Raw genomic sequence first — 25677 nt, forward strand, 5'->3', positions numbered from 1 at the left:
AAATTGAAATTCTTGATTTTTAGTTAAGTTTTATTCACTATCCTCATTTTTAATGTCTTTTAAGAGAGCATAAATGGCCATTGCATGCCCTTGTCCTAAAGCAAAATCATTTTTAAGCCAGTTAACAATATCTCCAGCTTTTACTTCGGGTTTTAATTCTCCGTTTGAGGTAAATCCTTTTTGTTCAGCGAGAGTTCTAAACTCAGCTGAACCATTTCCTGTTTTTTCTTTAATCGTTTTTAGATATCCTTGAAATGACATAAAATAGAATTTAAATAGTTAAGCAAAACGAATGTACAAATTAAAGTAAGATTAGTATTCGCTTTTCAAAATTTCTTTAGCTCAACTTTGTCAAACAAATGGTGTTTAGAACTTTTTTATCACTTGTAAGTATATAGATATTCAGTTCTAACTGTTAAGGGGCTATATTTTGTGCTGGAGCGCACATTTGTAATGGTTTTTTTCTCTAAAAGATTTTTGTCATTTATCACATAATCATATTTAATATGATTATTATGTAACCCAGGATTACTGGGTACAGAAATAGTTCTGTATTCTGATATCAGGTTTTTAGAAAAGCTAAATAATGCGTCCCCTTCGCCAGTTGTAATCCCAACTGTATACCCAATTAAGTATTTATTAAGTTTCCATTTTTCACCATATAAAAATTTACTGTAATCATATTCGTTTTTTAACGAGCTGTAAGAGTACGTTGTTGTATTTGACGACATGTCGGGATGAAATGATGTAATACTTACTATATTGCCATTATCATAGCTGTATTCTTTCGAATAGGAACTTGGTGCATTGATTCTTTTAGGTTCTTGGTTTGAGTTTAGCAAAAACGCTGTAGAGTTCATAAAAGTATTTTTGTAATAAATAGAAGAAACAATTTTATCAGTCAGGTACGTAAAAGTAAACTTATCTTCGAGATTATTTGTTTCGCTATTGGGTAGGTCTCTTTGGCTGTTAATTTCAACAATTCGTTCTTCGCTATCATAAGAAAAAGTAGTTACTGTGTAGAGATTTTCGGGGTATTCATATCGTACTGCTTTACAAAGTAGTCCTTTGCTATTGTAACTGTAATTCTCATAATTTTGTTCAGTTCCGTTGTCAGAATACGTAACCTTTGTTAGTTTATCATTAGAAAAATGCATGATCTTAGAATAAAGAAAAACATCATCTCGATACTCATCTACCTTAATAGTTGACAGACTATTACTGGTTTCGTTGCCAATTACCTCATCGTTTACACAGGAAACAGCTGTAAACCCTAGTAAAAACAAAATAAATTTTTTCATTTTTTTATCTTTTAAGTTATATACTTAAGTAAAAAAAATATGAAAAGGTTGCGCTTAAACCTTAATATAGGACTAAAACTGTATCAAAAATTTATTTAATATGTTTTTAATATTTTTCTTGCTAAAAGAAATATAATTCTTTTATATTCGCGACCTTAATTGTAAGATATTATTTAAGTTAAAAGAATTTATTAACCAACCAATGTAAATGAATATGTATAAGTTTATTAAGTATTCCGTTTTTACCTTTACTGCACTTTTTCTTTTGTCGTGCAATAATGATGAGTTAGAAAAAAAACAGGAAAATGCAAAAGTTGCCAGGACTACTTTAGAATTAGCGAAATTTTCAAATCTTAACATCGCCCAAAATGTTGAAGCGGATTTTGAAAATGTAAATGAAATTGAAAAAGACAATTTTAAAATTTCAGAGTTTTCAGCCAAAGAAAAAGTTGTAAACACTTTTAAATCTAATGTTCTGCAAAGCCAATTAAAATATCAAGGTGTTACAATTGAAAATGAAGGCAAATCGCAATCTTATTTTTTAGAAGTTTATACGCTTGCAAAAAGTGCTGCTTACCCTCAGACTATCACAAAGCTAAAGGATTTTACAGGGGGATTGAATGTGTATTCCTTTAATGGGGAAAATTTAGGTTCAGTTGTCGTTAGAAGTGGTAAAGCTGCAAATGCTTCAGGAAAAAATGAGTTGGATATTTTAACAAAAGTAATAAATTTGTTTTATGCTCCATCCGATATTACAAGCAAAATACCTCTATGCGACGCAACATACACACAAACTGTATGGCTAACTCAAGATGTTTGGAGAATAATTAGCAATGGCCCAAAGATTTTAGAGGTTATCTATGAAGGCGAAAGGGTGACAAAAAGTATTAATATCCTACCTTACCCTTGTGATGGTCCAGCAGATATAGAAGCTATAAAGTTGCAGCGAATGGCACATTATTATCGCTATAGCGATGGTGGGCAATATCTTGGAGAGAGCTCTGCTTTCCAAATTATGGATTATCTTACAGGAAAAGCAAAGTGCCTTAATGATTTATTAAATAAAAACGGGAATTCTTTTGTCCAAAATCTATTTTCAAAGTTTGAAGGAGAATCAAAATTCGATATTGCGATTTCTTCCGCAGATGTTCTTATGGTTACTAAAGATGGCGTAACTAAAGAGGTTAATGGAAAGACGTTTAAGCCAGATGGTAAATTGATAAAAATCGAAATTAGCACCTCTAGGGTAAATGCAAGAGCTCCGCTTGAAGTTGCAAGAATTATTTTGCACGAATATATACACGCAGATATTTATAGGAAACTTGGCACAGTACTTGCCATGAATGTAGAGAATTTAGATTTTAAAACGACATATGAAAAGTATGAAGGGGAACAGCACAGTGTAATGGCTACATTGTACGTTCAAAGTATGAAGGAAGCATTGAAACAATTTCATCAGAGTATTTTGCCTGGTGATATTAAAGCTTATACTGATTATTATAATGAACCACCAAGTGATGCGTTTTACGAAGCTCTTGCGTGGGGAGGATTGAGGGATGAAGATGTAAAAGCTTGGAATGAATTATCAGCTACAAAAAAAGCATCTATAGAGGCTCTTGCCAGCAGAGTAGAGAGATTCTCCAAGACAAGCCCTTGCAGTAATTAATAATAAAAAAATAAACGATATGAAAATTGCAATACTTTTTATTTTGTCATTATTTCCTTGCTTTGCAGGAGCTCAGGAAAAAGTAAAGGACACACTAATCTTTTCTTATGATAGTAATTATATTATTACGCATAACGAAATTCCCAATCATTTTTACATAAAAGATGGTAGTGGCGGTAATGTAGGAGAATTTTTCTTTGCTGGAGTTCAAAAGATAAAGAATTACAAAACTAAAAAAAGAGAAATTGGTCTTAAAGAATTTATTAGGTCATCTAAATTCTATGACGAAAATAGAAGATTAAAATTAAGAGATTATGAACTTGCTGATTACCTTGAAGATTACGTTATTTTTTTAGTCAAAACTGAAGACGGTAAAAAAAGTTATATTCAAGTAAAATCAAGTTTTGAAATTGAATAAAATTTTTGAGTTTATATCAATTTAAGTTCGCTCAAGAACCACCAATTGATGCGTTTTACGAGGATCTTGCGTGGGGAGGATTGAGGGATGAAAGGGTAAGCTTGGAATGAATTATCAGCTGAAAAAAAACATCTATAGATGCAATGTATAATAATATGGCTAAGAAGCTAACACAAGTTCGCCTTTGTGATAATAAATAATATCAAACTTAATTTGATTTTAATGATGATGTCGAAATTTAAAAGCTTTGTTTTTATAGGGTACACACTAATAATGCATTTATTTTTTTTAAATAATGTACAAGCGCAGCAAAAAGTAAAAAAAGACACGTTGTATTTTAAAATAGATAATTCTTATCTGTTTGAAAACAAGAATATTCCAAAAACTTTTTTTATTGAAGACGGAAATGGACACACTGAATTTTGTTTTCAAGAAGCTGAAATTTTATTTGATTTAAGACCTATACAAGTCTTAGATTTAAAATACTTTATAAGAAATTCAAAATTCTTTATAAATCAAGGAAAAATAGCATTAGATATAAAAGGACTGGTAGATTTTATGAAAAACTATAAAATTATTTTAATAAGAGAAAGTGATAAAAAGACAGAATATATTAAAGTAAATGTTTCAATTATGATTTTTGGATAAATATTTAGGATAAAGCTTGAAATTTGGAAAACAAATTATGAAAATATTCATTTTATTAGTGACTTTTGTTCTTGGAATAAATTCTCAAGCTCAGGAAAAAGTAAAAGACACACTTTTCTTTTCTTATGATAGTCAATACATTAATACGCATATCGAAATTCCAAATCATTTTTACATAGAAGATGGTAGTGGTGCTACTGTAGGAGGATTTTACTTTACTGGAGTTCAGAAGATGAAGAATTACAAGACTAAAAAAAGAGAAATTAATCTTAAAGAATTTATTAGGTCGTCTAAATTCTATAATGAAAATAGAAGGTTAAAATTAAGAGATTATGATCTTTGGGATTACTTTAAAAATTATGTTATTTTTTTAGTCAAAACTGAAAATGGTAAAAAAAGTTACTTACAAGTAGAAGCAAGTTTTGAAATTGAATAAAATTTTTCAGTTTATATCAATTTAAGTTCGCTCAATTAAGCATTAAAAAGAAGCCCCAGCATCTTAGAATCTGAGAAACTTAAAACTTATTTAATTTCATGTCTCAAAAATCGTACTTTTGTTTAATAAGCAATACATTACAATTATGAGCACATTTACAAAACCAAGCCATATAGGAAGAAAAATTAGCCGTATTCGTGAACTTCGTGACATGAAGCAAGAAGCTTTGGCTCAAGCTTTAGGAACAAACCAACAAGCGATTTCTGCTTTAGAAAATAGCGAAACTATTGATGATGAAAAGCTAAAACAGATTGCAAAAGCTTTGGGAGTAAATGTTGAAGCGCTGAAAAACTTTTCAGAAGAAGCCGCGATTAATTATTTCAATAATTTCTATGATAATAGTAACGGGACTAATTTCGGAACTAATAATAATTGCACTTTTAATCCTTTAGATAAATTGATTGAAGCTTATGAAGAAAATAAAAAGCTTTACGAACGTTTGGTTCAGGCTGAAAAAGATAAAGTGGAGTATTTAGAGAAGATATTAAAGGATAAATAAGTTTTTTGTTCTTTCTGAGATAATAAAAAGCCTAATAAAATTTGTTTTTTATTAGGCTTTTTTGCTTTATATGTTTTTCGTGAGCGCGAGCGTCCCGCTCGTGACTTTTTTGTGTCTCGTTTTGAAATTAGATTGTGTTCACGAGCGGGACGCTCGCGCTAGCGGAGGTAAAAGGATAATACTATGAAGGATTTTTAAATTCTTCCGTTTTAGGGTCGTAACTCAATAATTTTTTATATTCAACGGTTTCTTTGTTTTCTGTATGAAAGAAAGTAAAATCATTATTAGGTTTTAAAATTAGTTCGCTTTCGATGGTATCGCTATATTTAAATTTTATTGAATGAGCTTTTATTGTTTCATCACTATTTTTAATTACTCGACCAGTATTTTCACTTTCAGGCTTACTAATTGAAACAGTAACATCAAATTCTAAGCGAGTTAAATCTACGTTTTTTAAATTTTCATCTTCTATATAAAATGTTTGTGGTAAAAAATCCATACCCAAAGTAACGGGAATTGTGCTATTCGATTCAATGGAATCTTTGTATTTTGCATAATGTTTTATTACAATGCCATCTACACAGCGCTCAAAAAGCTCAATTGTCATTTTCATTAATTGAAAAATTGTAACAGTTTTTTTTGTGCCGTATTCAATGAATTGAGACTCATAAGAAAGATTTGATATTTCTATATTTATTTCTTCATTGCTTCCAAGAGAAATTCTATGACCATACTTAGGGGTTATTTGGATGTATAGATTTGAGATGTCGGGCATAAGTTCGTTTAAATATGCTACACTAATCTGTTCTGCTGTTAGAAGGTCAATCCCAAAATTTTTGGCTTGTGTGATTGCTCCACGTTGATAACCAAGAGCACTAACAAAAACCATTTTATTAATTTCTTTGACCGTTGAACACTTGGACTTAAATGCTTCAATTTTTTCAATTGAAACCCTTGAGCCATAGTCTTTGCATTCAATTGCTATGCACATATCATAACCATTTACCTTAGATTTTATTACTACATCGAATTCTCTTTCAATTCCACTTTCGCAAATTAGTTTATGACTTAAGAAAACTTTAGTGTCAGGCGAATTATTGAAGGTTTCTTCAATTAGTTTAATAGTTTTTTCTAAGGTTTTACCGCTATTTTTTTTTGCCATAAATAGTACAGTTTTATCTCTTTACTTTCGAGGTTTAGGATATTATTTTTTCTATTAGATTTTGATAAATTTTAGATTGCATTTACGAGCGAGATGCTCGCGTTAGCGGGAGTTAACTTCTCAAATGTTTAATATAATTATCAAGCAAACCCTGAATTTGCTGACTCGCTACAGGATTAGCAGAATGTACATTAAACTTTAAATTTTGCATATCAATTCCAGATTCATAAACCAGCCATTTTGCGCAAGCGTAACCATCTTCGGCAACTTGATCATTTGCATCGAGACCTAAATCATTGTCAAAACTAATTAATTCAGGAAGTCCTTTTTCAAGAATTACTTTTTTAAAATCATCGAAATTTCTAACGACAACGAAATCATCATTAGTTAATTTTTTGTAAACCATATTTACATCTCTAATGTCGTCAAGAAAAAGTTTGTATGTCATTTTTAAAGGTTTAAAAATTATTTAATATTTTGTCATTTCGAGGAACGAGAAATCACACTAGTAATTCCATCCAGAATATTGACAATCTTTGTCGAGCTACGAGTGTGATTTCTCGTTCCTCGAAATGACAAACGTTGTGCAACAAAACTTTGAGTAAGAATTTTGACAAAGTTCTACACTTCTAGCTTTGCGTTCTTATCGCAAACCAAACCCAATCAAAATAAAAAAATCTTAGCGCACTTTGCGTTAAAAAAACAAGCAAAAAAAATCTACAAAACCCGATAAACTGGATACTGCATATGCGCCTTTTCATAATAAACAGAATGCTTGTAAATCCAATTCAATTGTGCTTCGGCGTTTTTAGCAAATTCACGGTCGTTTTCTTTTTTAGTTTCTAATTCTGCTTTAAGAGATGGGTTCTCTTTTAAAAGCTGACCAGCAGTATCTTCAAAAATATATTCTGAGTAATGTTCTTTTTGCTGTAAAATAGCATCAAAGAAATTCCAATTAAAGAACGAATCAACGCCTTCTGGTTCAAAAGCTTCTACAAGGTATTTTACACCTTTTTGGTTTGTTGGAACTAGGTAATCTCCTTTGGCGAAAGCCATTTTAACGATTTTAGAAGTTACGGTTGTGTTTCTGTGCAAATAATGTCCTTCGTAAGCAGACGGAACGGTTTTAAAATCGGCAATTCTGTAGCTTTCGACTTCTATAATCGTATCGTTTTTAATTGGTTTAAACGAGATGTTATTGTTTTTTAAAAGGTCAATAATATTCCAATATCCTCTCGGAACAATATAAGCCGTAGGAATCGCCACTTCTTTAACCGATTTAAATTCTTTAATGTACGGAACATCTTTTTTGTACGGTTTGCTTCGGTCGTAATACAAACGATTTCCCGTTGTAGCGTCGCTTTTTTTGTAACCGGCTTCATAACCTAAAAACGAAAAAGTTGTAGCTTTTGTACTGTCCAATTCCCATTTTAAAGTGTATGATTTTTTAGGCTGATATTGTTCTAAATTTTGTACTCTTAAATCTTTTATTTTCTGGTAATTCGCATCGGTAAAATCCAAAGTCGATTTCATGTATTCGTAGGTCATTTTTACACGTTCGGCATATTTTTTCAGCATGTGCGTTTCCACCACAAAACCAATCGTATTAAATAGCGAAGTATACCCCGTTGTATATCGCGGACTATCTACAAACTGCCCAAAACCTTTATCTGGCGTATCTTTAAACGAATCGACATAAGGCGTAGTTTCGATTTTCTTTTTCTGAAGATCTTTTACCAAAGCCGGCATCATTTCGTTATTCATAAAATCGCCCAAAACGGTTCCCAATTTGTTGTGCTGCGTCATAATGTACGTCAATTTGTATTGATAATCAGAACCGTTGCTTACGTGATTATCGATAAAAACATCGGCGTTTATTTTCTGAAAAATCTCCACAAAACTCTTTGTATTTCGCGTATCCGATTTCATTAAATCACGATTCAAATCGTAGTTTCTTGCATTGCCTCTAAAACCATAAATCTCAGGTCCGTCCTGATTGGCGCGCGTTGTCGAATTTCGGTTTAAAGCACCGCCAATATTATAAACCGGGATCGTAACCAAAACAGTGTTTTTAGGCGCTTTCATTTTTCCTGTTGCCAAATCTCTATAGAATTGCATTGTCGCATCGATTCCGTCTGGTTCTCCAGCATGGATTCCGTTATTTACAAATAGAACAGCTTTGGTTTTCTGGATTTTATCAAAATCAAATTCCTTGTCAGGATTGAAGGTAATCATGTGCAAAGGTTCACCAGAATCCGTTAGTCCCATTTCTTTCATTTCAATAGTCGGAAAATCGGCAGCGAGCATCTTCCAATAAGCAATAGTTTCTTGATAAGAGGCCGATTGGTTTCCGTTTCCTTTCTCAAAAAAAGTATCGTATTTTTTATTGTTTTGAGCAAAAAGAGTAATGGTGAAAAGTGAAAAGAGAATGGTAAAAAGTTTCATGGTTTTGGGTTTAATAGGAATCAAATATATAGTTTTTTGTTTCAGGTTTCATATTTGATATGCTTTGTGTTTTTTACCGCAAAGCACGCAAGGTTTTTTAAGTATGTATTTTACAAAAAAAAGCAAAGTTCGCAAAGCTTTGAACTTAAACTTTGTGAACTTTGCGTAAACCTTTGCGTGCTTTGCGGTTAAAAAACTTTCCCTACTTTTGCAGCATGAAAAAACACCATTCCAACGATATACTTTCGAATTTAGGGATTAAAAGCCTAAACGAAATGCAGGAAATGGCACATGATGCTATTTTAAACGAAAACAATACTTTATTACTTTCTCCAACAGGATCTGGAAAAACATTGGCTTTCCTGCTTCCGATATTGGAATTGTTGCAGCCAGAAGTGTTGTCTGTTCAATGTTTGATTTTGGTTCCGTCACGCGAATTGGGACTTCAAATTGAGCAGGTTTGGAAAAAAATGGGAACGCAATACAAAGTTAATATTTGTTACGGCGGGCATTCAATCGAAACAGAAATCAAAAATTTAAGCAATCCGCCAGCAGTATTAATTGGAACGCCTGGAAGAATTGCTGATCATATTGAAAGAGAAACTTTTAGAACAGATAAAATTCAGACTTTAATTTTGGATGAATTTGATAAATCGCTTCAATTAGGGTTTCACGAACAGATGTCTTTTATCATTGGAAGATTATCGAAAGTAAACAAAAGAGTTTTGGTTTCGGCGACGTCTGATATTGAAATTCCGAAATATACGCGAGTTGTAAATCCAGTTGTTTTGGATTTTATTCCGGAGGAAGAAGACAAAACGAATCTTTCGATGAAAATGGTGATTTCGCCAGCGAAAGATAAACTGCAAAGTTTATTCAATTTGATTTGTTCTTTAAAATCAGAATCGGCAATTATTTTCTGTAATCATCGTGATGCTGCAGAACGCATCAGCGATACTTTAAACGGAAAAGGAATCTATTCGGTGTATTATCATGGCGGAATGGATCAGGAAGAACGTGAGCGTGCCTTAATTCAGTTTAGAAACGGAAGTGTTACGTATTTGGTTACAACCGATTTGGCAGCAAGAGGTTTGGATATTCCAGAAATGAAACATGTAATTCATTATCATTTGCCTTTAAAAGAAGACGAGTTTACCCACCGTAACGGACGTACAGCGCGTATGCAGGCAACAGGAACGGCGTATGTAATTATTCACGAAAGTGAAAAACAATTAGACTACATTAATTACGAAATGGAGGTTTTGGATGTTGAAGGTAAAGTTTCTTTGCCAAATCCGCCTCAATTTCAGACTATTTATATCAGCGGCGGTAAAAAGACAAAACTGAACAAATTTGACATTGTTGGATTCTTTTCGCAAAAGGGAAAACTAGAAAAAGACGATTTAGGTTTGATTGAAGTAAAAGATTTTGTCTCGTTTGCAGCGGTAAAATATAATAAAGTAAAAGATCTTCTGAAGAATATTAAGGATGAAAAAATGAAAGGGAAGAAGTTTAAAATCGAAGTCGCTCGTAATGTCATCAAGAAAGAAGAAGAGGAGAAGAGAGGGAAGTATTGATTTTAGATTTTAGATTTTAGATTTTAGATTTTAGATTTTAGATTTTAGATTTTAGATTTTGGATTTTGGATTTTGGATTTTTAGAATTTGGATTTTGGATTTTGGATTTTAGAATTTACAATATTTATTTTATTGTATTTCAATAGTTTAGGATTGCTTGGCTAAGTTTTACAATTTTATGTTAAAAAAATAACGAATTGATAGGTGTTTTTTCAATATTTCTGTGTTTTTTTGTGTTCGTAAAATTGTAACCCCAAATACTATATGAAAAAGATTATTACTCTTGCCGCATTGTTTTTTACTTTTATTTCGTTTGCACAGGTTAAGGTTCTAGAAACGGTTCCTGTAGAAAAATTAGGAAAAGTAAATAACAACTACATTCAGAAAATTGGTGACGAATACACTGTGTATTACACTATTGTTCAAAGTGATGACGATTCGACTTTGAGAAAATTTTCATTTAAGAACATCGATAATGCTTATAACGCTTTATACAACATTATCATGGGCGGATTTACAGCTTCTCCGTTGTACGATATCAAATTAGAGTTACCTAACAACTACATTTGGTTGCACTACACAGGAAACGTGGTTCCAGACAAAGCTACAGTTCAGTTTATGGTTTCTGGTAAAGAAAGAGACGCAGCAACAAACAACGTTTCTGAGCCATTCGTAAAAGATCAGATCAATAAATTATTCCAAAAATAATTTACGATTAAAAACAATATATTTAAAAAGCCCGTTCAGTTTTATGTACGGGCTTTTTTGTTTAAAGTTTCAGGTTTAAAGTTGATATACTTTGTCTATAATTTTAACGCAAAGCTCGCTAAGTTTTTTTCTAATTTTAGGCTTTATAAAAGCGCAAAGTTCGCAAAGCTTTGTGGATAAAACTTTGCGAACTTTGCGTTAATCATTGTATGCTTTGCGGTTAAATAGTTAGTATTCTAAAAAAAACTTAGAATCTTAGCATCTAAGAACCTTAGCAACTTTATTTAAATCTTCTTCACATATTGCGTAATAATCACAATCTGCTGTCCGTCTACTTTTCCTTCAATGTATTCGGAGTTTTCGTGGTCTAAACGGATGTTTCTAACAGCAGTTCCTTGTTTGGCAACCATGCTAGAACCTTTTACCTTAAGATCTTTAATTAAAACTACAGAATCTCCGTGTTGTAGTACCACGCCATTGCTGTCACGGTGAACTAATTTATTTTCGTCATCTTCGCCTTCTCCCGTTGCTTTTGCCCATTCAAGAGTATCTTCATCTAAGTACATCATATCGAGTAATTCTTGTGGCCATCCTGCAGCGCGCATACGGCTTAACATTCTCCAAGCTACAACTTGCACAGGAATATTTTCGTTCCACATGCTGTCGTTAAGGCATCTCCAGTGATTTAAATCGACGTTGTCTGGATTTTCAATTTGGTCAATACAAGTGTTACAGGCTAATACAGCTTCATCAATTCCGCCTTTTTTAGTTGGCAGGACTTGATAAACTTTTAAATTCTCTTCAGCACCACAAAGCTCACATTTAGATCCGCTTCGTTTGCTTAATTCTCTTTCGATGCTCATTATTTATTGTTTGTTTTAAAAATGCGAAATTACTTATAATTGATAAGCATTGCAAATTTAATGATTAGAACTATTTTTGATTTAAATTTAGTTTAAGGTTTTTAATCCAAGTAATAATTTCAGTCAAGGCTTTTTGGCTCATGTCATATAAATCATTGTATTTTTTTGTTTCTTTCCAGTTATCATTACCTTTTATTAAGAAGTGATTTAAGCCATCGATTATTCTAACATCAATGTTTTTATTATTGACTGAACGTAAAAGATCGGCAGTTTTTTCACTTTCTAAGAAACTGTCATTAGATCCTGCTATGAACAATAGAGGAATATGTATGTTTTCAAATACAGTTTTGGCACTTACTTTTTTAATGCTATTAAAAGGGAATTGTGATTTAGTAAATCTTCCATATTTTTCAAATGGAGTTGACATCAGTACAATAAAATCTAAATTTAGACCTTTTTGATAATTATCGATAGTTGCAATTCCTCCTAAACTGTGTCCCAAAATTCCAATACTTTTTTGAGATAAATTGCTTGCTTTTTTTATATTAGTATAAGCATAATATAGATCACGTATTATTTGATCTACACTAAAATTAATATTTCCTTCTGATTCTCCAACTCCACGATCATCAAATCGGTAAACAGCAATATTGTTTTTTAATATTTCTTCTGCTAAAACGTAATGCGAATTTTTTGTATTCTTTCCACTACCAGGAACAATTATAATGATCTTTGAATATTCTGTTTTGGGAGATATTAAAGTACCGCTTAATTTTTCATTATTTTCGGAATCAATAAAATCAATTTTGTTAAAATTGTACTGATTAGGATTTTCTATTTCTTTTTCAAAATCCTTATCTTTTTGTGCTAGTAATTTGTGTGATGAAATTGTCAGAAAAAATACATATGTAATGATGTAAGAAAGAATTTGTTTCTTATTCATATTATTTTTTCACTCTAACCGCATCTGGAACCAGCATCTCATATTCGCCACCATGGCGCAATACATCGCGCACAATACTCGAACTGATAAATGAGGTACTTGCAGCTGTCAATAAGAAAACGGTTTCTATTTTAGACAGTTTTCTGTTGGTATGTGCAATGGCTTTTTCGAATTCGAAATCGGCTGGATTACGTAGGCCTCTTAAGATGAAATTGGCTTTTTCTTTTTTAGCCAAATCAATTGTTAGTCCTTCATAAGTAATTACGGAAACTTTTGGTTCGTCTTTGAAAGTTTCTTCAATAAAGCGTTTTCTTTCTTCTAATGAAAACATGTATTTTTTTTCGGCATTAACCCCAATGGCAATCACAATTTCGTCAAATAGAGGAATTCCTCTTTTGATAATGTCTTCATGTCCTAACGTAATTGGGTCAAATGATCCTGGAAATATGGCTTTTCGCATTTCTTTAAGTTTCTAAGGTTGTGGGATGCTATCCCGATAGCTATCGGGACTAAGTTTTATTTGGATGGTGCTGAATCTTAGTTTTTCTTTGTTTTGGAATTTGGAATTTTTCTTTTTTGGAATTTATTTTAAGTTATTCTAAGGGTATTTATAGCTTCGACCCATTCTTCTCTTTTACATACATCACACTTTGCTGTTCCTTTTTTAACTTCTTGTGTGTGTCCGCAGAAAGAACAAGCATAGATTCCGTCGGTTGGAATGAATTTGTTCTTAGCATTAAACAATGAAGGCAAAATAGGGAGTCCGTATTTTACATTTTGGTCGGGATAGTAAAAAACACTTATTTCACCACTTGGTTCTATAAAAGCATGTTTTACCTGCCCTAAATGTTCTATTGATTTTACACGAAGTTCTGAGAAAAATTCGTCTTGTGCCAAAGTTTCTTTTTTAAAACTCGATATAGAAAATTTTCCATCATTAATTAAACATTCGGTTTTACCTTCTATAAACTCTTCAAATTTTTTGCTTTTTCCAGTAAGCCATGTCACAGACCGGTACAAAATAATAATGACTAAAAAAACAATTGCTGCCGGAACGATTCCGACATCTTCATAAAACATAGGATCGCCAGCAGCAGAACCTAATGCAATAACAATTACGGTTTCAAAAATTGATAATTGTTTAACACCTCGTTTACCAGCCAGTTTAAGCGTTAACAGTAAAATAGTGAACATTACTGTCGAACGAAATATTACTTCCAAAAGAAAAACTTCTGGCAATTCATTAAAAAACAGTCTATTCCATTCGAAGATTTCTTTCATTTTTTTTAGGTGCTAAGGTTCTGAGATTCTAAGAGGCTAAGGTTTTTAGGTTCAAAGGCTTTGACTTCGCTCAGCCTGACAATGCGAAAAAATAAGGTGCTAAAATCTTAGAATCTTAGCACCTTAGTATCTTAACATCTTATTTTAAAGCTAGTTCGATTGCGTTTGTGAATAAATCTTCCAGAGAAATTCCGGCTGCTTTTGCTTGCTGCGGAATTAAACTTTCTGTTGTTAAACCTGGAATCGTATTCATTTCCAGCATATGAGGCTCGTCGTTTACGATAATGAATTCGCTTCTAGAGAAACCTTTCATTTTTAAAACTTCGTAGGCACGTTTTGCTGTTTCGCCAACTTTTCTAGTCATTTCGTCAGAGATTCTCGCTGGCGTGATTTCCTGCGATTTCCCTTCGTATTTTGCTTCGTAATCAAAGAAATCATTGTCTGATACAATTTCTGTAATTGGCAATACTTTAATTTCTCCTTGATAATTAATTACTCCAACAGAAACTTCGGTTCCGTCAAGGAAACTTTCGATAATGATTTCGTTGTCCTCTTTATACGCAACTTCAATCGCAATTGGCAATTCAGCTTCAGTTTTTACTTTTGAGATTCCGAAACTTGAACCTGCTTTGTTTGGTTTTACGAAACAAGGAAGCCCAACTTTTCTAACGATTTCTGCAGTATTGATTTCGTCTCCTTTGTTCAAATAATAAGAAACTGCTGTTTTAATTCCGTATGGTTTTAAAACAGACAATAAATCTCTTTTATTGAATGTTAGTGCCGATTGATAATAATCGCAAGAAGATTGTGGCAGACCGATTAATTCGAAATAGGCTTGCATTAATCCATCTTCGCCTGGAGTTCCGTGAATGGCGTTGAAAACACAGTCAAAAGTAATTTTCTCGCCGTTTACGGTAACTGAAAAATCATTTCTATCGATTGGGAATTCGGCATCATTTTGATCAACATAAACCCATTTTTCTTTAAAAATGTGAATACGGAATCCGTTGTATTTTGTTTTGTCAAGATATTGATACACGACATTCCCGCTGATTAATGATATTTTGTATTCGCTGGAATAGCCGCCCATGATGATGGCAATGTTTTTCATTGTATATTTTTATTTTTTAATTGTTTCAAGTTTAATGTTTTAAGTTTTTGCCACAATCCAAGCTATAGCGAAAAGACGAAGCGGGTGAACTAATTTTTCTTAAATGTTTTTTATTCGTTTTGATTGTCAGACTGAGCGAAGTCAAAGTCCCGCGTGCTGAATCACTTTGTATGACTTCGACTTCGCTCAGTCTGACAACAAGAAAACGTTCTTTTGAAACCGACTGTCCTAGCCCCGATAGAGCCGGTATCCTTTTTGGCTGCTTTTTCTGCAGACAAAAAGATATAGGCGAAAGCGGGAAATAGCTCCTGAAAATTATCCTTAGTCTTTACTCAGGATGACAATCTCGGGACTTTCTTGTTTTAAACAAAATTATCATTTTTTTTGAAACGAAATACTTTATCTTTGTCGCTATTAAAAATAAATTTATGAGTTTACGTCAGTATTTAACAAGCCGAGTTTTTTTCTTGCAATTGCTTGCGGCCGCAGCTATTATAGCGGTTATTGGTTATTTATTCATGCATTGGTTAACTTTTACAACAGATCACGGTCACGAAATTGCGGTTCCGAATTTGTCTAAACTAACTGAAGAGCAAGTGGAAAACAAATTGGATGAACTGGATTTAGATTATGTTCTTTTGGACAGTGTTGATTACAGAAGTGAATACCCAAAATATAGCGTTGTAGAGCAAGATCCTTTGCCTGGGACGATGGTAAAAGTGGGTAGAAAAATTTATATTAAGATTAATGCATCTGGTTTTTCTTCTGTGAAAATTCCAGATTTAATCGAAAAAACATATCGTGAAGCTGTACCAACGTTGAAAGCGTTAGGTCTTGAGCCAGGAACGATTACGTATATTCCGAATCTTGGAAAAGATATGGTTTTGGAAATGCGTTTAAAAGGAAGAAACTTAAAAGTAGGAGATCGCGTTTTGAAAGCGTCTAAAATCGATTTGGTTTTAGGAGACGGGAAAGCAAGTTATGTAGATGAAAGTCAGGCAACAGATAGTACTGCAGCGCCTGTAGAAACCCCAAGTGATGAACAATAATATTGAAGAAAATTTAGATCTGGAAGACGAATTATTTGAGCACTACAGATTTGAAGTCCCAAAAGGTCAAGCGTTTTTGCGTATTGACAAATATTTAATGTATTTGATTCCGAATGCCACACGAAATAAAATTCAGAATGCGGCAACTAATGGAAACATTTTTGTGAATGAGATTCCAGTAAAATCAAATTACAAAGTAAAACCTTTTGATGTGATTACGGTTATGTTGTCGCATCCTCCGTTTGAAAATCATATTCTTCCTGAAGATATTCCGCTGAATATTGTCTATGAAGACGATGCTCTTTTATTGATTAATAAAGAGCCTGGAATGGTTGTGCACCCAGGTCACGGAAATTATACCGGAACTTTGGTTAATGCTTTGGCGCATCATTTTGATAATTTGCCAATGAATAGCAGCGAACGCCCAGGTTTGGTTCATAGAATTGATAAAGATACTTCTGGTCTTTTGGTTGTCGCTAAAACGGAAGCCGCAATGACGCATTTAGCAAAACAATTTGAGGCTAAAACTACCGAACGTGAGTATATTGCTCTTGTTTGGGGAAATGTTGCGGCCGAGAGCGGTACAATTGAAGGAAATCTAGCAAGACATTTAAAAGACCGTATGCAAATGGCGGTTTTTGATGATCCAGAAATTGGAAAACCAGCTATTACGCATTATAAAGTTTTGGAGCGTTTTGGTTATGTAACTTTAATTTCTTGTAAACTGGAAACGGGTAGAACGCACCAGATTCGTGCACATATGAAACACATCGGGCATCCGTTGTTTAATGATGAGCGTTACGGTGGTCATTTGATTTTGAAAGGAACGACTTTTACAAAATACAAACAGTTTATTGAGAATTGTTTTAAAGCTTTACCACGTCAGGCGCTGCATGCAAAAACGCTTGGATTTGTTCACCCAAATACGGGAGAATTAATGCGTTTTGATACAGAATTGCCTCAGGATTTTCAGGATTGTATTGAGAAATGGCGTGTTTATGTGAAGTCGCATAATACGGAAGATGAAAGTTAATTAGATAATTTGTCAATTAGAAAATTAGAAAATTTTTATAATAATAAAAAGCTCCTTTTTGGGAGCTTTTTTCATTTTAACGCAATTTTTTATTGTTCCAATATTTTGTAGAGGCTTGCTGCAGTGCGTCTAACGTATTGTGGATATTCGTTGCGGAGACGCACTGCAGTGCGCCTCTACGGATATGCTTTGTGTAATGGCATATATTGCTTCTGGTAATTAAATTATTGTAGAGATTTAATTCTTAAATCCGTTATTTTAACTTCTCCGTTGGTTATGAAACCTAGTTTTCCTTTTTGGTTTAGGTTGTTTTTTTCGAGTGAACATTCTAAAGTTGTTTTATCGTCTATAGAAAAGAATAATTGGTTATTTGTAACTCTGATTTTTATAGTATACCATTTGTTATTTTCTAATTTCATTGGTTTTTTGAATAAGGTTTTTCCACCTCGTTTGCCATATGAATCGTCTTTTTTATCATAGATCCCGTCACCAATTACAATGTTTTGATCAATTTGGTATAAGTAGGTTCTAATGTATTTTCCTTTATCCAAATTGAGCATGATTTCGAATAAAGATGAATTTGTCATGTTGACTTTAAAATCAATTTCATAATTATTTGGGAGCTGTTTTTTTGAAACCAAAACTCCCCAAGGTGAAAGAGAACCATTTCCTGTAAGGGTATCGTTTTTTAAAACCCATTCTTTAGAATCGATTGTCCAATTTGATTTTAGTTTTTTTGAATGGTTTAAAGTATATTCTTTTTTTACTGTTGAAATGGTGCTAGAGCACGAAATCAAGATGAACTGCAAAAGGAGAAATACTGCAAATTTTATTTTCATTTAATTTAATTCTGATTACTATTTTATTTTTCCGGTTGATCCCGTTTCTGATGGCAAAAGTTCGAAAACAGAAGTAGGAGCAAGGCCTTGTTCGATTCGGTGTGAAACATAAAGTATAGAAACATTGGTTTCTTGTTTTATGGTGTTGATAAGCTGAATTACCAAATCTACATTTTCGTCGTCTAAACCTTCTACAGGTTCGTCTAAAATTAATAATGGCGGATGTTTTAAAACGGCGCGAACAATTAATGCCACACGCTGCTGCCCGATAGAAAGATCTATAAAACGCTTTTTTCTTAAATGAGTCATTTCAATCACTTCGAGCCATTGCGTTACGATATTTTTCTGATGTGTTGTAGGTTCTGTATACAATCCGATTTGGTCAAAGAATCCCGATAATATCATCTGTTCTACCGTATGGCCCTTTCTGAAACAGATCCATCATAGAAGTAGTGTAAATCCCGATTTGTTTTTTAATATCCCAAACACTTTCGCCAGTTCCTTTTTTTCTTCCAAACAAAAACAAATTCTGCCCAAACCCTTTCGGGTTATCTCCTGTAATCAAAGATAAAATTGTGCTTTTTCCAGAACCATTTGGACCAATTAACTGCCAGAATTCGCCTTGTTTGATTGTCCAGGAAATGTTGTCGAGAATCTTTCTTTCGTCATAACTTACCGAAACATTTTCAAGTCTGATTAGTTCATCTTCTGGAAAAGTATGAGTTTCTGTTGCTTTAGGAATTGTAGTTGTATTTAATGTTTTGAAATGACTTTCGGTTTTTTTGAATGGATGTAATTCGAATGTATTGTCTTTAATTTGAGCTTTATTGGGTACAAATTCAAGCACATCAACAGTACGATTTAAAAGCTGAATAATTGCAATATCGTTGGTTAGATCTTTTAATGAATCGGCTAAAATTACTCTTGAAGCCTGATCCAAATGATCAAAAGGATTATCGAAAATAATATAATCTGGTTTTTGATTGATGCAGTATTTTAAAAACTCTTTTTTACGTTCGCCAGACGAAAAAGTGCGAAGTTGTCTGTGCGAATCTGGAGAAGCTTCTACGCTGTCATATTGAAATTCTTTTTCGATGAATTTTTCGATGGCAATATCAGAAAACAGTATTCCTTTTTGATGGTTAAAAACGGCTAATTCGCCCGTTGCTTCCCCATTTAATATATTATCTATTAGTTTCTTTTTATTTACCTGATTTGATAAAAGTATATCCCAGTGTTGCATTGTAATTTTTATTTGTATTATTTTTTTTTGCCACAGATTTCGCAGATTAAAAAGATTAAAAAAATGTGTTGCCAAGAATTTCGCTAATTCGCACGAATTTTTTGTCATTTATAATTAGTGAAATTAGTGGAATTGCTTCGCCTGTTCGCTATCGCTCGGGGCGTGGCTAAAAAAAATCACTTTAATCTGTGAAATCTGTGGCTAAAAATTATTATGTTTGTTGTGTTGCCATTTCGCGATCGTTTCTTGACCATTCGCTCCAAGAACCTGCATATAATTTCGGAATTGGAAGTCCAGCGTAATCCATCGCCAATAACGTATGACAGGCTGTAACGCCAGAGCCGCAATGGACAATTGTATTTTCTGGTTTTATATCTTTAAGAACAGCTTTGTATTTTTCGGCCAATTCTTCGGCAGATTTAAACAATCCGTTTTCGTTCAAATTTTCAGTTAAGGGAACGTTGATAGCTCCAGGAATATGTCCAGCAATTAAATCCAGAGGTTCTGTTAAGCCATCGTAACGGTTTTTGTCACGAACATCGATTACGATATTTTGATCGTTTTTACGAGCTTTTTCGACTTCTTCGATATCAGCTAAAGCCAATTTCCATTCTTGAGAAGGATAGGCTGTTTTTTCAAAAGTCTCATTTCCAGAATTGGTTGGAAAACCAGCTTGAATCGCAGCTTGATAACCGCCATTTAAAACCTGAATCTTTTCATGTCCAATGGCACGCATCATCCACCAGAAACGTGCAGCGAAATTAGAGCCATTTTTATCATCGTAAACCACAACATGATCGGAAGGTGCAATTCCTAATGAAGAAAGTACTTTAGAAAAATCTTCTGGAGATGGTAACGGGTGTCTTCCGCCATTGGCTGGATTTTCTGGAATTGAAGCCAGATCACGATTTAAGTCTACAAAACGAGCGCCTTTCAAATGTTCTTTTTGATAATTTTCAAAAGTATTCGCGCCAGCCCGAGCATCAACTAAAATGATTTTTGAAAAGGAATTTAATTCGATTAATTCTGGAGCTGTAATTAAGGAGATAATCTTTTTAGACATTATTTTTTCTATTTGTATAATCTATTAATTTGAAAGACAAGATTATTCATTTTCTATTTCGTTATCAATATTTTGTATAATCAGCCAGTCAAAACTATCTTGATTACCTATTTGTTCTAATATTTCAAAAATTTGTTGCTCAATTCCTGCATCAATGCCTTTTGCTAAAGAATAATTATGGTAAAATTTTTTAAACCAGTAATACCTATTTAATAATAAATCTATTGGTTTAAGTTTTGTTTTTTCAATTACGCTTAGTTCATGAGTAAGGAGTAAATATATTTTTAAATAATTAGACCATTTATTAGGGCTAAATAAAAGTTCTTCGGCATAAGAATGATCGCTTGCAATCTTATTTATAATAGAATTGTCAATATTGGCATAATATTCTTCTTCTAGAATCAAATAATTTTTCATTTAACAAATTTATTTTTTCTTTGAATTTCCAAGCCAAAGCAAAGCATTCAAAATTAATTGACTTTGTGTTTTGTTTTCAAAAGTGTACGATAACGTTTTGTTTGTTCCATCTTCATAATCAATATCATTATGTCCCATATTTACGTACAACATTTTATACTTTTTATTGGTCCAAACAACGGGGTAATAACCACTATTCCAGATTTCATGCGCTTTTGGACCAGTTCCGAGTGGAAAACTAGATTCGTCAATAGCCACTAAAATTTCGATATCTGGATTTTTGGTTAAATCGTTCGACCATCTGTACCATTCATTTGGAGCGGAAGAGAAGGTTTTAGGCAAATTTTTAGTCACAGGGTGCTCATTTTCTACTCTCAAAACTGCCGAAGTTGGTTTCCAAGTATTGCTTCCGTATTCGCCAGAACCTAAGAAAGTGTTGTGATACCAGTTCCAATCTTGATTGTAGCTAGAATCATTTAAAGCGAATGCAGAGAAATGAAATCCAATAAAACCGCCGCCATTTTCCATATACTTTTGAAAAGCTTCTCGCTGTTCTTTTTTCTCAGGTCTTGTATCTAAAAATAAAACAACCTGATATTTTGCTAAAAACTTAGCATTTAAATTATCCCAATTGCTTGTAGAATCATATTGAAAATGATTTTCTGCTGCTAATTTTGGAAAGTATTTATTGGCTTCGTGCACAAAACTAATATGCGCCTGATCGTTTTTAGCCGTATAAAAAGCAATGACTTTGAATTTTGAATGTTCTTTTTTGTTTTGAGAAAAACCAAAGAAAAAGACCATTAAAGCTAAAAGTACAATGTTTTTCTTAAAGACGGTTTGGTGGTTTTGGTTGAAAAAAGCCATGAATGTTGAACCGATTAAACAGGAATTTTTTCGATTAAAATTTCGTGTTCGGATTTGTCGAAATATGTGCAAGTCATTTCAATAATATCAACACGCCATTTTGCAATTCCAGCTTGTGCGCAATGATTACAGAAAGTCATATAATCGGTTTCGCCATGCTGATGTTTTACCAAATGTTCTATAAAAAGTTCTTTGTTTGGAGAATCAGCAACTTTAATTTCCGGATATTTTTCTTCGGCAGCTGCGGTATAATTGTTTAATCCATAGTAAACAGTGCTTCCGTCATGAACGTAAGTATCATATCCTTTTACGCCTAAAATGATTAAATCCTGGATGTAATTTGGAAAATCTGCACCACTTTTTACTTTTCCATGTGCTTCTTTTATTTGTTCGATTGTAAACATATTTTTAATTTTAGATTGTTGATTTTAGATTTTAGATTTTGCCACGACCCGAGCGGTAGCGAACAGGCGAAGCAATTGCACGAATTAAACTTTTTGCCACAGATTAAAGGATTAAGATGATTTAATCTGTGCTAATCTTTTTAATCTGTGGCGAAATAAAAAATAATTAGCGCAAATTCGTGTAATTCTTGGCTAATAAACTATTTCAAAAATACGATTAATGATTTTATAAACGAATCAAAAGATTCGATATGTGGCAAATGCCCTGTATTTGGAATTTCTACCAGTTTTGAATTCGGAATTGCTTTCTGTGTTTTTTTGCCCAATTCAGCATAATTACCCATTGTTTTTCGTACTTCTTCAGAAACTAGTGGCTTTCCTAAAGCGGTTTTATCTCTCGTTCCTATAATTAATAGCGTTGGACATTTAATATTTTTAAATTCGTACAAAACAGGTTGCGTAAAAATCATATCGTATAACAGAGCAGAATTCCAAGCAACGCGATCATAGTCTGGTGCCGTTGTCCATCCTGCACCCAGTTCAGCCCATTTTTGATAATCGGCATTCCATTTTCCGTCATAATAATTTGCCATTTGGTATTGCTTAATGCTTTCATAATTCTGTTTTAATTCCGATTCGTACCACCAATCAACAGGTTTGTACGGAACAACTAATTTCCAGTCTTCCAAACCAATCGGATTTTCTAAAACTAATTTTTCTGTCGTTTCAGGATACATCAATGCAAAACGTGTCGCCAGCATTCCGCCCATAGAATGTCCCAAAATCGTGGTTTTTTGAATTCCCAAATGATCTAAAAGTTTCTTGGTATTTTCGGCTAACTGCTGAAAAGTGTATTGAAAATGGTCTGGTTTTGTCGATTTCCCAAATCCAATCTGGTCGGGAACAATTACCCGATAACCTTCTTTTGTCAAGGCTTTAATAGTAGTTTCCCAATAAGCGCCATTGAAATTTTTTCCGTGAAGTAACACAATATTTTTTTGATTGTAGTTTTCTGGAATGATATCCATGTAGCTCATTTTCATGTACTGGCGCTGACTGCTCAATTCGATAAAATGAACAGGAAACGGATATTCATAATTACTTAAATTAATATCCAGTGCTTTTATATTTCCTTGCTGGCCAAAGCTTAAGAAAGGAATTAGTATAAAGATTAGTTTGAGTATTTTCATTTTAAAGTCATTTGTTATTACGACTTATAAAATTAAACCGAACCATTTTTAAAACAAAGCGTAATATCTTAAAGTTATCAGAAAAAAAGCTTTCAAAATGTTTTAATTGTTTTTAGTGTTAATAATCGATGATTTATTGAGTTTTTATCGATTAAATGAAGCTGATTATGAAAATAATGTATTTTGACGAGTAATGTGGCACTTCAAAGAACTTCTTTTATTAACAGGAAAAATGTATGTAATTTAGTTTCAGAATGTTGTAAGCCTTAAAAAAATAGTATTATGAAAAAGACACTACTTTTGCTCCTGCTCACTGTCCCCACATTTGCCCAAGAACTCAATACTTTTGATTTCGCCGTTATAAACTCAACCTTAATTTCTCCCAATATAGATCTCGATAAAGGCCGGAGTGTCATCGCGGCAAATCAAGATCAATATTCAGCTTATTTTCAGTATGCTCTTACCATGTGTGAAGACGATATCATTTTTGGTGCTGGAATTGACAAATCCGAAATAGATCGCACTTATGTGGGTTACATAGGGAAAATTTGCGAAAAATTTAGAGCTACAATTGGTATCGGTTATGTAGATTCTAGAAGCGGTTATGAGGGAACTTTTACAGGTTTCAGTATCTCTTGGCATTTTTCTGAAAACACCTATATTGGCGGAAACCTCGAAAATTTGCATTCGTCAATTATTGATTATGAAACTGACGAAAGTTTTGATTATTACAAAAAACTGGTTCCCAAAGTTTTTGGGAGTTACGAGATTATCCCGCATGTAATTGCTTTTGGACAGTTGAGTTCGAGGGTAAATGATATTGCTTTAAAATATCAGGTTCGCCGATTTTCTGCTGGAGGATTTTATTCTGGACATTCCGTTGGCGGCATTTTCGGAACTGTTAATGTCGGACGATTTGCCTTTTCGTGCAGTACTACTTTTGAAAAAGTAAACTTTGGATTAAAGTTTGAATAACGAAATTAAAAATACAATTTGGTTAAGAGAAAATCCCAAAAACAATATTTAAAATTGTTTTTGGGACTTTTTATAAGATTACGATTTACTGGTTTATAGTCCAACAAAATCATCACTTTTTGGGAAAATACTCAAAGCCTGAATCGCGATTTCTGGCGTTGGAGAAGCTAGTTTTCTCAGTTTTGTATCCATCCACGCACCATCAACCGTGATTGTTGCGCAAAGTGTATCGTCTTCTCTTCTAAATTCATGTATGATTGACCAACGAGAAGCATCGGCTTTCATTTTTGAAGTTTTAGTATGAATGAATATTTTATCAGAAAGTTTTAATTCTTTTCTAAAAACGCATTCTTCTCTAAACAAAACAGGACCAAAACCTTGCGTTTGCATTACTTTTAATGTTAAACCCAATTCTTCTAAAATTTCGATACGATGCTGCGCACCAAAATCATAATAAGCGCTGTGACGAACGTGAAAATTAGGATCAAGATCTGACCAACGGAAAGATATTTCTTTTGTAAATGAAGCCATTTTTAATATTGTATTTTATTGAAAAACCGAAATTACAAATAAAAAACAAACGAATATCATAAAATTACTATGCGTGCATAATTTTTTTGTTTTAAAATTATAAACAGCTAGTTCCAATAATCTATTTTGAAAGCAGTTTTTTGATTTCGCTTGCTATCTTGTCTAGGTTTCCTTCAGCATTTCCTACTGCCACATATTGTATAATTCCGTTTTGATCGATTAAAAAGTTTTTAGGAATTGCATTCGTTGCATATTGATTCCATATTATATTATTCGGATCAACGCCGAAATTAAAATTAAGGCCATCATTTTTTAGTTTTGTTACTTTTTTAGCCACTGCAGTTTCTTTTTCTCCGCTTGAGATTGCTAAAAAGACAAAATTATCATTTTTAAAAGGTTCGAGAATTTTTGATGGAATATCGTAGAACTCTTGTAGGCAAGGTGCGCACCAGGTTGCCCAAAAATTAACCAGTACCACTTTTCCTTTTAAGTCAGAAAGTTTTACCTCTTTGCCGTCGACAAGTTTTAAGGTAAAGTCTTTGGCTTTGTCGTTTACATTTAAGAGAAATTGTTTTTGTTCGACTTGAGGTTTTGGATCTAAGGCAGTGTCTTTAGTCTTTTTATCGTTTTCGATTTTTTCTTGTTCAGTAAAAACCTCTACGACGACTATAAATTCTCTGTCGCCAATTTTATCGCCAAATTTTTTTGCTAGTTCATTTCGCTTTTCTTCACTAACGCCTTTATTCATTGATTTGACATAACCCTCATTGCCATATTTCATCACTTGATCCATTGTGGCAATTTCGTTGTTGATAATAATAACGGTTTCAGGTTTTTTTGCGACTTGGTTTTGCGCATAAAAGGATTGAGCAATTAGAAAAATTGCTAGAAGGATAATTTTTTTCATGTGATTGATTTTGATTGTTTAATGATTGATGATAAGGTAAA

At 32.9% G+C, this 25677-nt stretch carries 30 protein-coding genes; 10 read left to right on the forward strand and 20 right to left on the reverse strand.

The window, feature by feature from the left end:
• Nucleotides 1-30: 30 nt before the first annotated feature.
• Nucleotides 31-261, reverse strand: coding sequence for a DUF4287 domain-containing protein (locus tag ACPWTF_RS21875; protein ID WP_427873060.1), 231 nt, complete (start codon nucleotides 259-261; stop codon nucleotides 31-33).
• A gap of 119 nt (nucleotides 262-380) precedes the next feature.
• A complete protein-coding gene (locus ACPWTF_RS21880) occupies nucleotides 381-1301 on the reverse strand; it encodes a hypothetical protein (protein WP_427873062.1) in 921 nt (306 codons plus the stop codon).
• Nucleotides 1302-1509: 208 nt separating this feature from the next.
• Between ACPWTF_RS21880 and ACPWTF_RS21885 the strand changes: the two genes are divergently transcribed.
• The 5 genes from ACPWTF_RS21885 to ACPWTF_RS21905 all read left to right on the forward strand — a co-directional run bounded on the left by ACPWTF_RS21885 (nucleotide 1510) and on the right by ACPWTF_RS21905 (nucleotide 5028).
• Nucleotides 1510-2967 carry a hypothetical protein gene (locus ACPWTF_RS21885; protein ID WP_427873063.1) on the forward strand — a complete coding sequence of 486 codons (1458 nt, stop codon included), beginning with the start codon at nucleotides 1510-1512 and terminating at the stop codon, nucleotides 2965-2967.
• 19 nt (nucleotides 2968-2986) lie between these two features.
• Nucleotides 2987-3385, forward strand: coding sequence for a hypothetical protein (locus ACPWTF_RS21890; protein WP_427873064.1), 399 nt, complete (start codon nucleotides 2987-2989; stop codon nucleotides 3383-3385).
• A gap of 273 nt (nucleotides 3386-3658) precedes the next feature.
• Nucleotides 3659-4033 carry a hypothetical protein gene (locus tag ACPWTF_RS21895; RefSeq protein WP_427873065.1) on the forward strand — a complete coding sequence of 125 codons (375 nt, stop codon included), beginning with the start codon at nucleotides 3659-3661 and terminating at the stop codon, nucleotides 4031-4033.
• A gap of 37 nt (nucleotides 4034-4070) precedes the next feature.
• The gene (locus ACPWTF_RS21900; protein ID WP_427873067.1) at nucleotides 4071-4469 is read left to right on the forward strand and encodes a hypothetical protein; all 399 of its coding nucleotides are present in this window, start codon (nucleotides 4071-4073) and stop codon (nucleotides 4467-4469) included.
• A 145-nt stretch (nucleotides 4470-4614) separates the two neighbouring features.
• Nucleotides 4615-5028, forward strand: a complete 414-nt coding sequence (locus ACPWTF_RS21905) for a helix-turn-helix domain-containing protein (protein WP_250835610.1) — start codon at nucleotides 4615-4617, stop codon at nucleotides 5026-5028.
• A 181-nt stretch (nucleotides 5029-5209) separates the two neighbouring features.
• On the opposite strand, the gene ACPWTF_RS21910 is transcribed toward ACPWTF_RS21905, so the two are convergent.
• The 3 genes from ACPWTF_RS21910 to ACPWTF_RS21920 all read right to left on the reverse strand — a co-directional run bounded on the left by ACPWTF_RS21910 (nucleotide 5210) and on the right by ACPWTF_RS21920 (nucleotide 8635).
• Complete coding sequence (locus ACPWTF_RS21910) at nucleotides 5210-6190, reverse strand: restriction endonuclease (RefSeq protein WP_427873069.1); 981 nt, start codon at nucleotides 6188-6190, stop codon at nucleotides 5210-5212.
• A 112-nt stretch (nucleotides 6191-6302) separates the two neighbouring features.
• Entirely contained in the window at nucleotides 6303-6638 is a 336-nt protein-coding gene (locus ACPWTF_RS21915; protein ID WP_427873071.1) for a cyclic-phosphate processing receiver domain-containing protein, read from the reverse strand.
• 269 nt (nucleotides 6639-6907) lie between these two features.
• Nucleotides 6908-8635 (reverse strand): M14 family metallopeptidase, encoded by a 1728-nt coding sequence (locus ACPWTF_RS21920; protein WP_427873073.1) that lies wholly within the window; start codon nucleotides 8633-8635, stop codon nucleotides 6908-6910.
• A gap of 215 nt (nucleotides 8636-8850) precedes the next feature.
• Between ACPWTF_RS21920 and ACPWTF_RS21925 the strand changes: the two genes are divergently transcribed.
• Both ACPWTF_RS21925 and ACPWTF_RS21930 read left to right on the forward strand, forming a co-directional pair.
• Nucleotides 8851-10212, forward strand: coding sequence for a DEAD/DEAH box helicase (locus tag ACPWTF_RS21925; protein ID WP_427873075.1), 1362 nt, complete (start codon nucleotides 8851-8853; stop codon nucleotides 10210-10212).
• A 264-nt stretch (nucleotides 10213-10476) separates the two neighbouring features.
• The gene (locus ACPWTF_RS21930; protein ID WP_095927830.1) at nucleotides 10477-10920 is read left to right on the forward strand and encodes a hypothetical protein; all 444 of its coding nucleotides are present in this window, start codon (nucleotides 10477-10479) and stop codon (nucleotides 10918-10920) included.
• 284 nt (nucleotides 10921-11204) lie between these two features.
• On the opposite strand, the gene ACPWTF_RS21935 is transcribed toward ACPWTF_RS21930, so the two are convergent.
• From ACPWTF_RS21935 to ACPWTF_RS21955, 5 genes are all read right to left on the reverse strand, one after another.
• Complete coding sequence (locus ACPWTF_RS21935) at nucleotides 11205-11783, reverse strand: PhnA domain-containing protein (protein WP_427873078.1); 579 nt, start codon at nucleotides 11781-11783, stop codon at nucleotides 11205-11207.
• Nucleotides 11784-11853: 70 nt separating this feature from the next.
• Nucleotides 11854-12726, reverse strand: coding sequence for an alpha/beta hydrolase (locus tag ACPWTF_RS21940; RefSeq protein ID WP_427873080.1), 873 nt, complete (start codon nucleotides 12724-12726; stop codon nucleotides 11854-11856).
• Nucleotide 12727: 1 nt separating this feature from the next.
• Nucleotides 12728-13186, reverse strand: coding sequence for a pantetheine-phosphate adenylyltransferase (coaD, locus tag ACPWTF_RS21945; protein ID WP_026729362.1), 459 nt, complete (start codon nucleotides 13184-13186; stop codon nucleotides 12728-12730).
• Nucleotides 13187-13314: 128 nt separating this feature from the next.
• Complete coding sequence (locus ACPWTF_RS21950; RefSeq protein WP_427873082.1) at nucleotides 13315-14007, reverse strand: DUF421 domain-containing protein; 693 nt, start codon at nucleotides 14005-14007, stop codon at nucleotides 13315-13317.
• Nucleotides 14008-14146: 139 nt separating this feature from the next.
• Nucleotides 14147-15118, reverse strand: a complete 972-nt coding sequence (locus tag ACPWTF_RS21955) for a D-alanine--D-alanine ligase (RefSeq protein WP_427873083.1) — start codon at nucleotides 15116-15118, stop codon at nucleotides 14147-14149.
• 428 nt (nucleotides 15119-15546) lie between these two features.
• Here ACPWTF_RS21955 and ACPWTF_RS21960 point away from each other — a divergent pair, with 428 nt between their 5' ends.
• Nucleotides 15547-16167, forward strand: a complete 621-nt coding sequence (locus ACPWTF_RS21960) for a PASTA domain-containing protein (protein WP_095927824.1) — start codon at nucleotides 15547-15549, stop codon at nucleotides 16165-16167.
• Nucleotides 16157-17200 carry an RluA family pseudouridine synthase gene (locus ACPWTF_RS21965; protein ID WP_427873086.1) on the forward strand — a complete coding sequence of 348 codons (1044 nt, stop codon included), beginning with the start codon at nucleotides 16157-16159 and terminating at the stop codon, nucleotides 17198-17200. The genes ACPWTF_RS21960 and ACPWTF_RS21965 overlap by 11 nt, the downstream gene beginning before the upstream one ends.
• Before the next feature lie 224 nt (nucleotides 17201-17424).
• Here the strand turns inward: ACPWTF_RS21965 and ACPWTF_RS21970 are convergent, their stop codons facing one another.
• From ACPWTF_RS21970 to ACPWTF_RS22005, 8 genes are all read right to left on the reverse strand, one after another.
• Nucleotides 17425-18039 carry a family 16 glycoside hydrolase gene (locus ACPWTF_RS21970; RefSeq protein WP_427873088.1) on the reverse strand — a complete coding sequence of 205 codons (615 nt, stop codon included), beginning with the start codon at nucleotides 18037-18039 and terminating at the stop codon, nucleotides 17425-17427.
• 18 nt (nucleotides 18040-18057) lie between these two features.
• Nucleotides 18058-18444 carry an ATP-binding cassette domain-containing protein gene (locus ACPWTF_RS21975; RefSeq protein ID WP_427873090.1) on the reverse strand — a complete coding sequence of 129 codons (387 nt, stop codon included), beginning with the start codon at nucleotides 18442-18444 and terminating at the stop codon, nucleotides 18058-18060.
• A complete protein-coding gene (locus ACPWTF_RS21980; RefSeq protein ID WP_427873092.1) occupies nucleotides 18422-19282 on the reverse strand; it encodes an ATP-binding cassette domain-containing protein in 861 nt (286 codons plus the stop codon). Before ACPWTF_RS21980 ends, ACPWTF_RS21975 begins: the two co-directional genes overlap by 23 nt.
• Before the next feature lie 211 nt (nucleotides 19283-19493).
• Nucleotides 19494-20345 carry a sulfurtransferase gene (locus ACPWTF_RS21985; RefSeq protein WP_427873094.1) on the reverse strand — a complete coding sequence of 284 codons (852 nt, stop codon included), beginning with the start codon at nucleotides 20343-20345 and terminating at the stop codon, nucleotides 19494-19496.
• Between the two features lie 42 nt (nucleotides 20346-20387).
• On the reverse strand, nucleotides 20388-20750 hold the full coding sequence (locus ACPWTF_RS21990) for a hypothetical protein (protein WP_427873096.1): 363 nt from the start codon (nucleotides 20748-20750) through the stop codon (nucleotides 20388-20390).
• A 21-nt stretch (nucleotides 20751-20771) separates the two neighbouring features.
• A complete protein-coding gene (locus ACPWTF_RS21995) occupies nucleotides 20772-21629 on the reverse strand; it encodes a ThuA domain-containing protein (protein WP_427873098.1) in 858 nt (285 codons plus the stop codon).
• A gap of 14 nt (nucleotides 21630-21643) precedes the next feature.
• Complete coding sequence (locus ACPWTF_RS22000) at nucleotides 21644-22033, reverse strand: DUF1398 domain-containing protein (RefSeq protein ID WP_427873100.1); 390 nt, start codon at nucleotides 22031-22033, stop codon at nucleotides 21644-21646.
• 200 nt (nucleotides 22034-22233) lie between these two features.
• Nucleotides 22234-23223: an alpha/beta fold hydrolase gene (locus tag ACPWTF_RS22005; protein WP_427873102.1), complete on the reverse strand. Its 990-nt coding sequence runs from the start codon at nucleotides 23221-23223 to the stop codon at nucleotides 22234-22236.
• Between the two features lie 282 nt (nucleotides 23224-23505).
• Here ACPWTF_RS22005 and ACPWTF_RS22010 point away from each other — a divergent pair, with 282 nt between their 5' ends.
• Nucleotides 23506-24198: a hypothetical protein gene (locus ACPWTF_RS22010; protein ID WP_427873104.1), complete on the forward strand. Its 693-nt coding sequence runs from the start codon at nucleotides 23506-23508 to the stop codon at nucleotides 24196-24198.
• 93 nt (nucleotides 24199-24291) lie between these two features.
• Here ACPWTF_RS22010 and ACPWTF_RS22015 read toward each other — a convergent pair whose 3' ends face one another.
• Together ACPWTF_RS22015 and ACPWTF_RS22020 are read right to left on the reverse strand one after the other, a co-directional pair.
• Nucleotides 24292-24729: an acyl-CoA thioesterase gene (locus ACPWTF_RS22015; protein ID WP_057122622.1), complete on the reverse strand. Its 438-nt coding sequence runs from the start codon at nucleotides 24727-24729 to the stop codon at nucleotides 24292-24294.
• 121 nt (nucleotides 24730-24850) lie between these two features.
• A complete protein-coding gene (locus ACPWTF_RS22020; protein WP_427873106.1) occupies nucleotides 24851-25636 on the reverse strand; it encodes a TlpA disulfide reductase family protein in 786 nt (261 codons plus the stop codon).
• Nucleotides 25637-25677: the final 41 nt, after the last annotated feature.

The organism is Flavobacterium sp. MMS24-S5 (genome assembly GCF_050320125.1).
GTDB classification, from domain to species: Bacteria; Bacteroidota; Bacteroidia; order Flavobacteriales; family Flavobacteriaceae; genus Flavobacterium; species Flavobacterium tyrosinilyticum.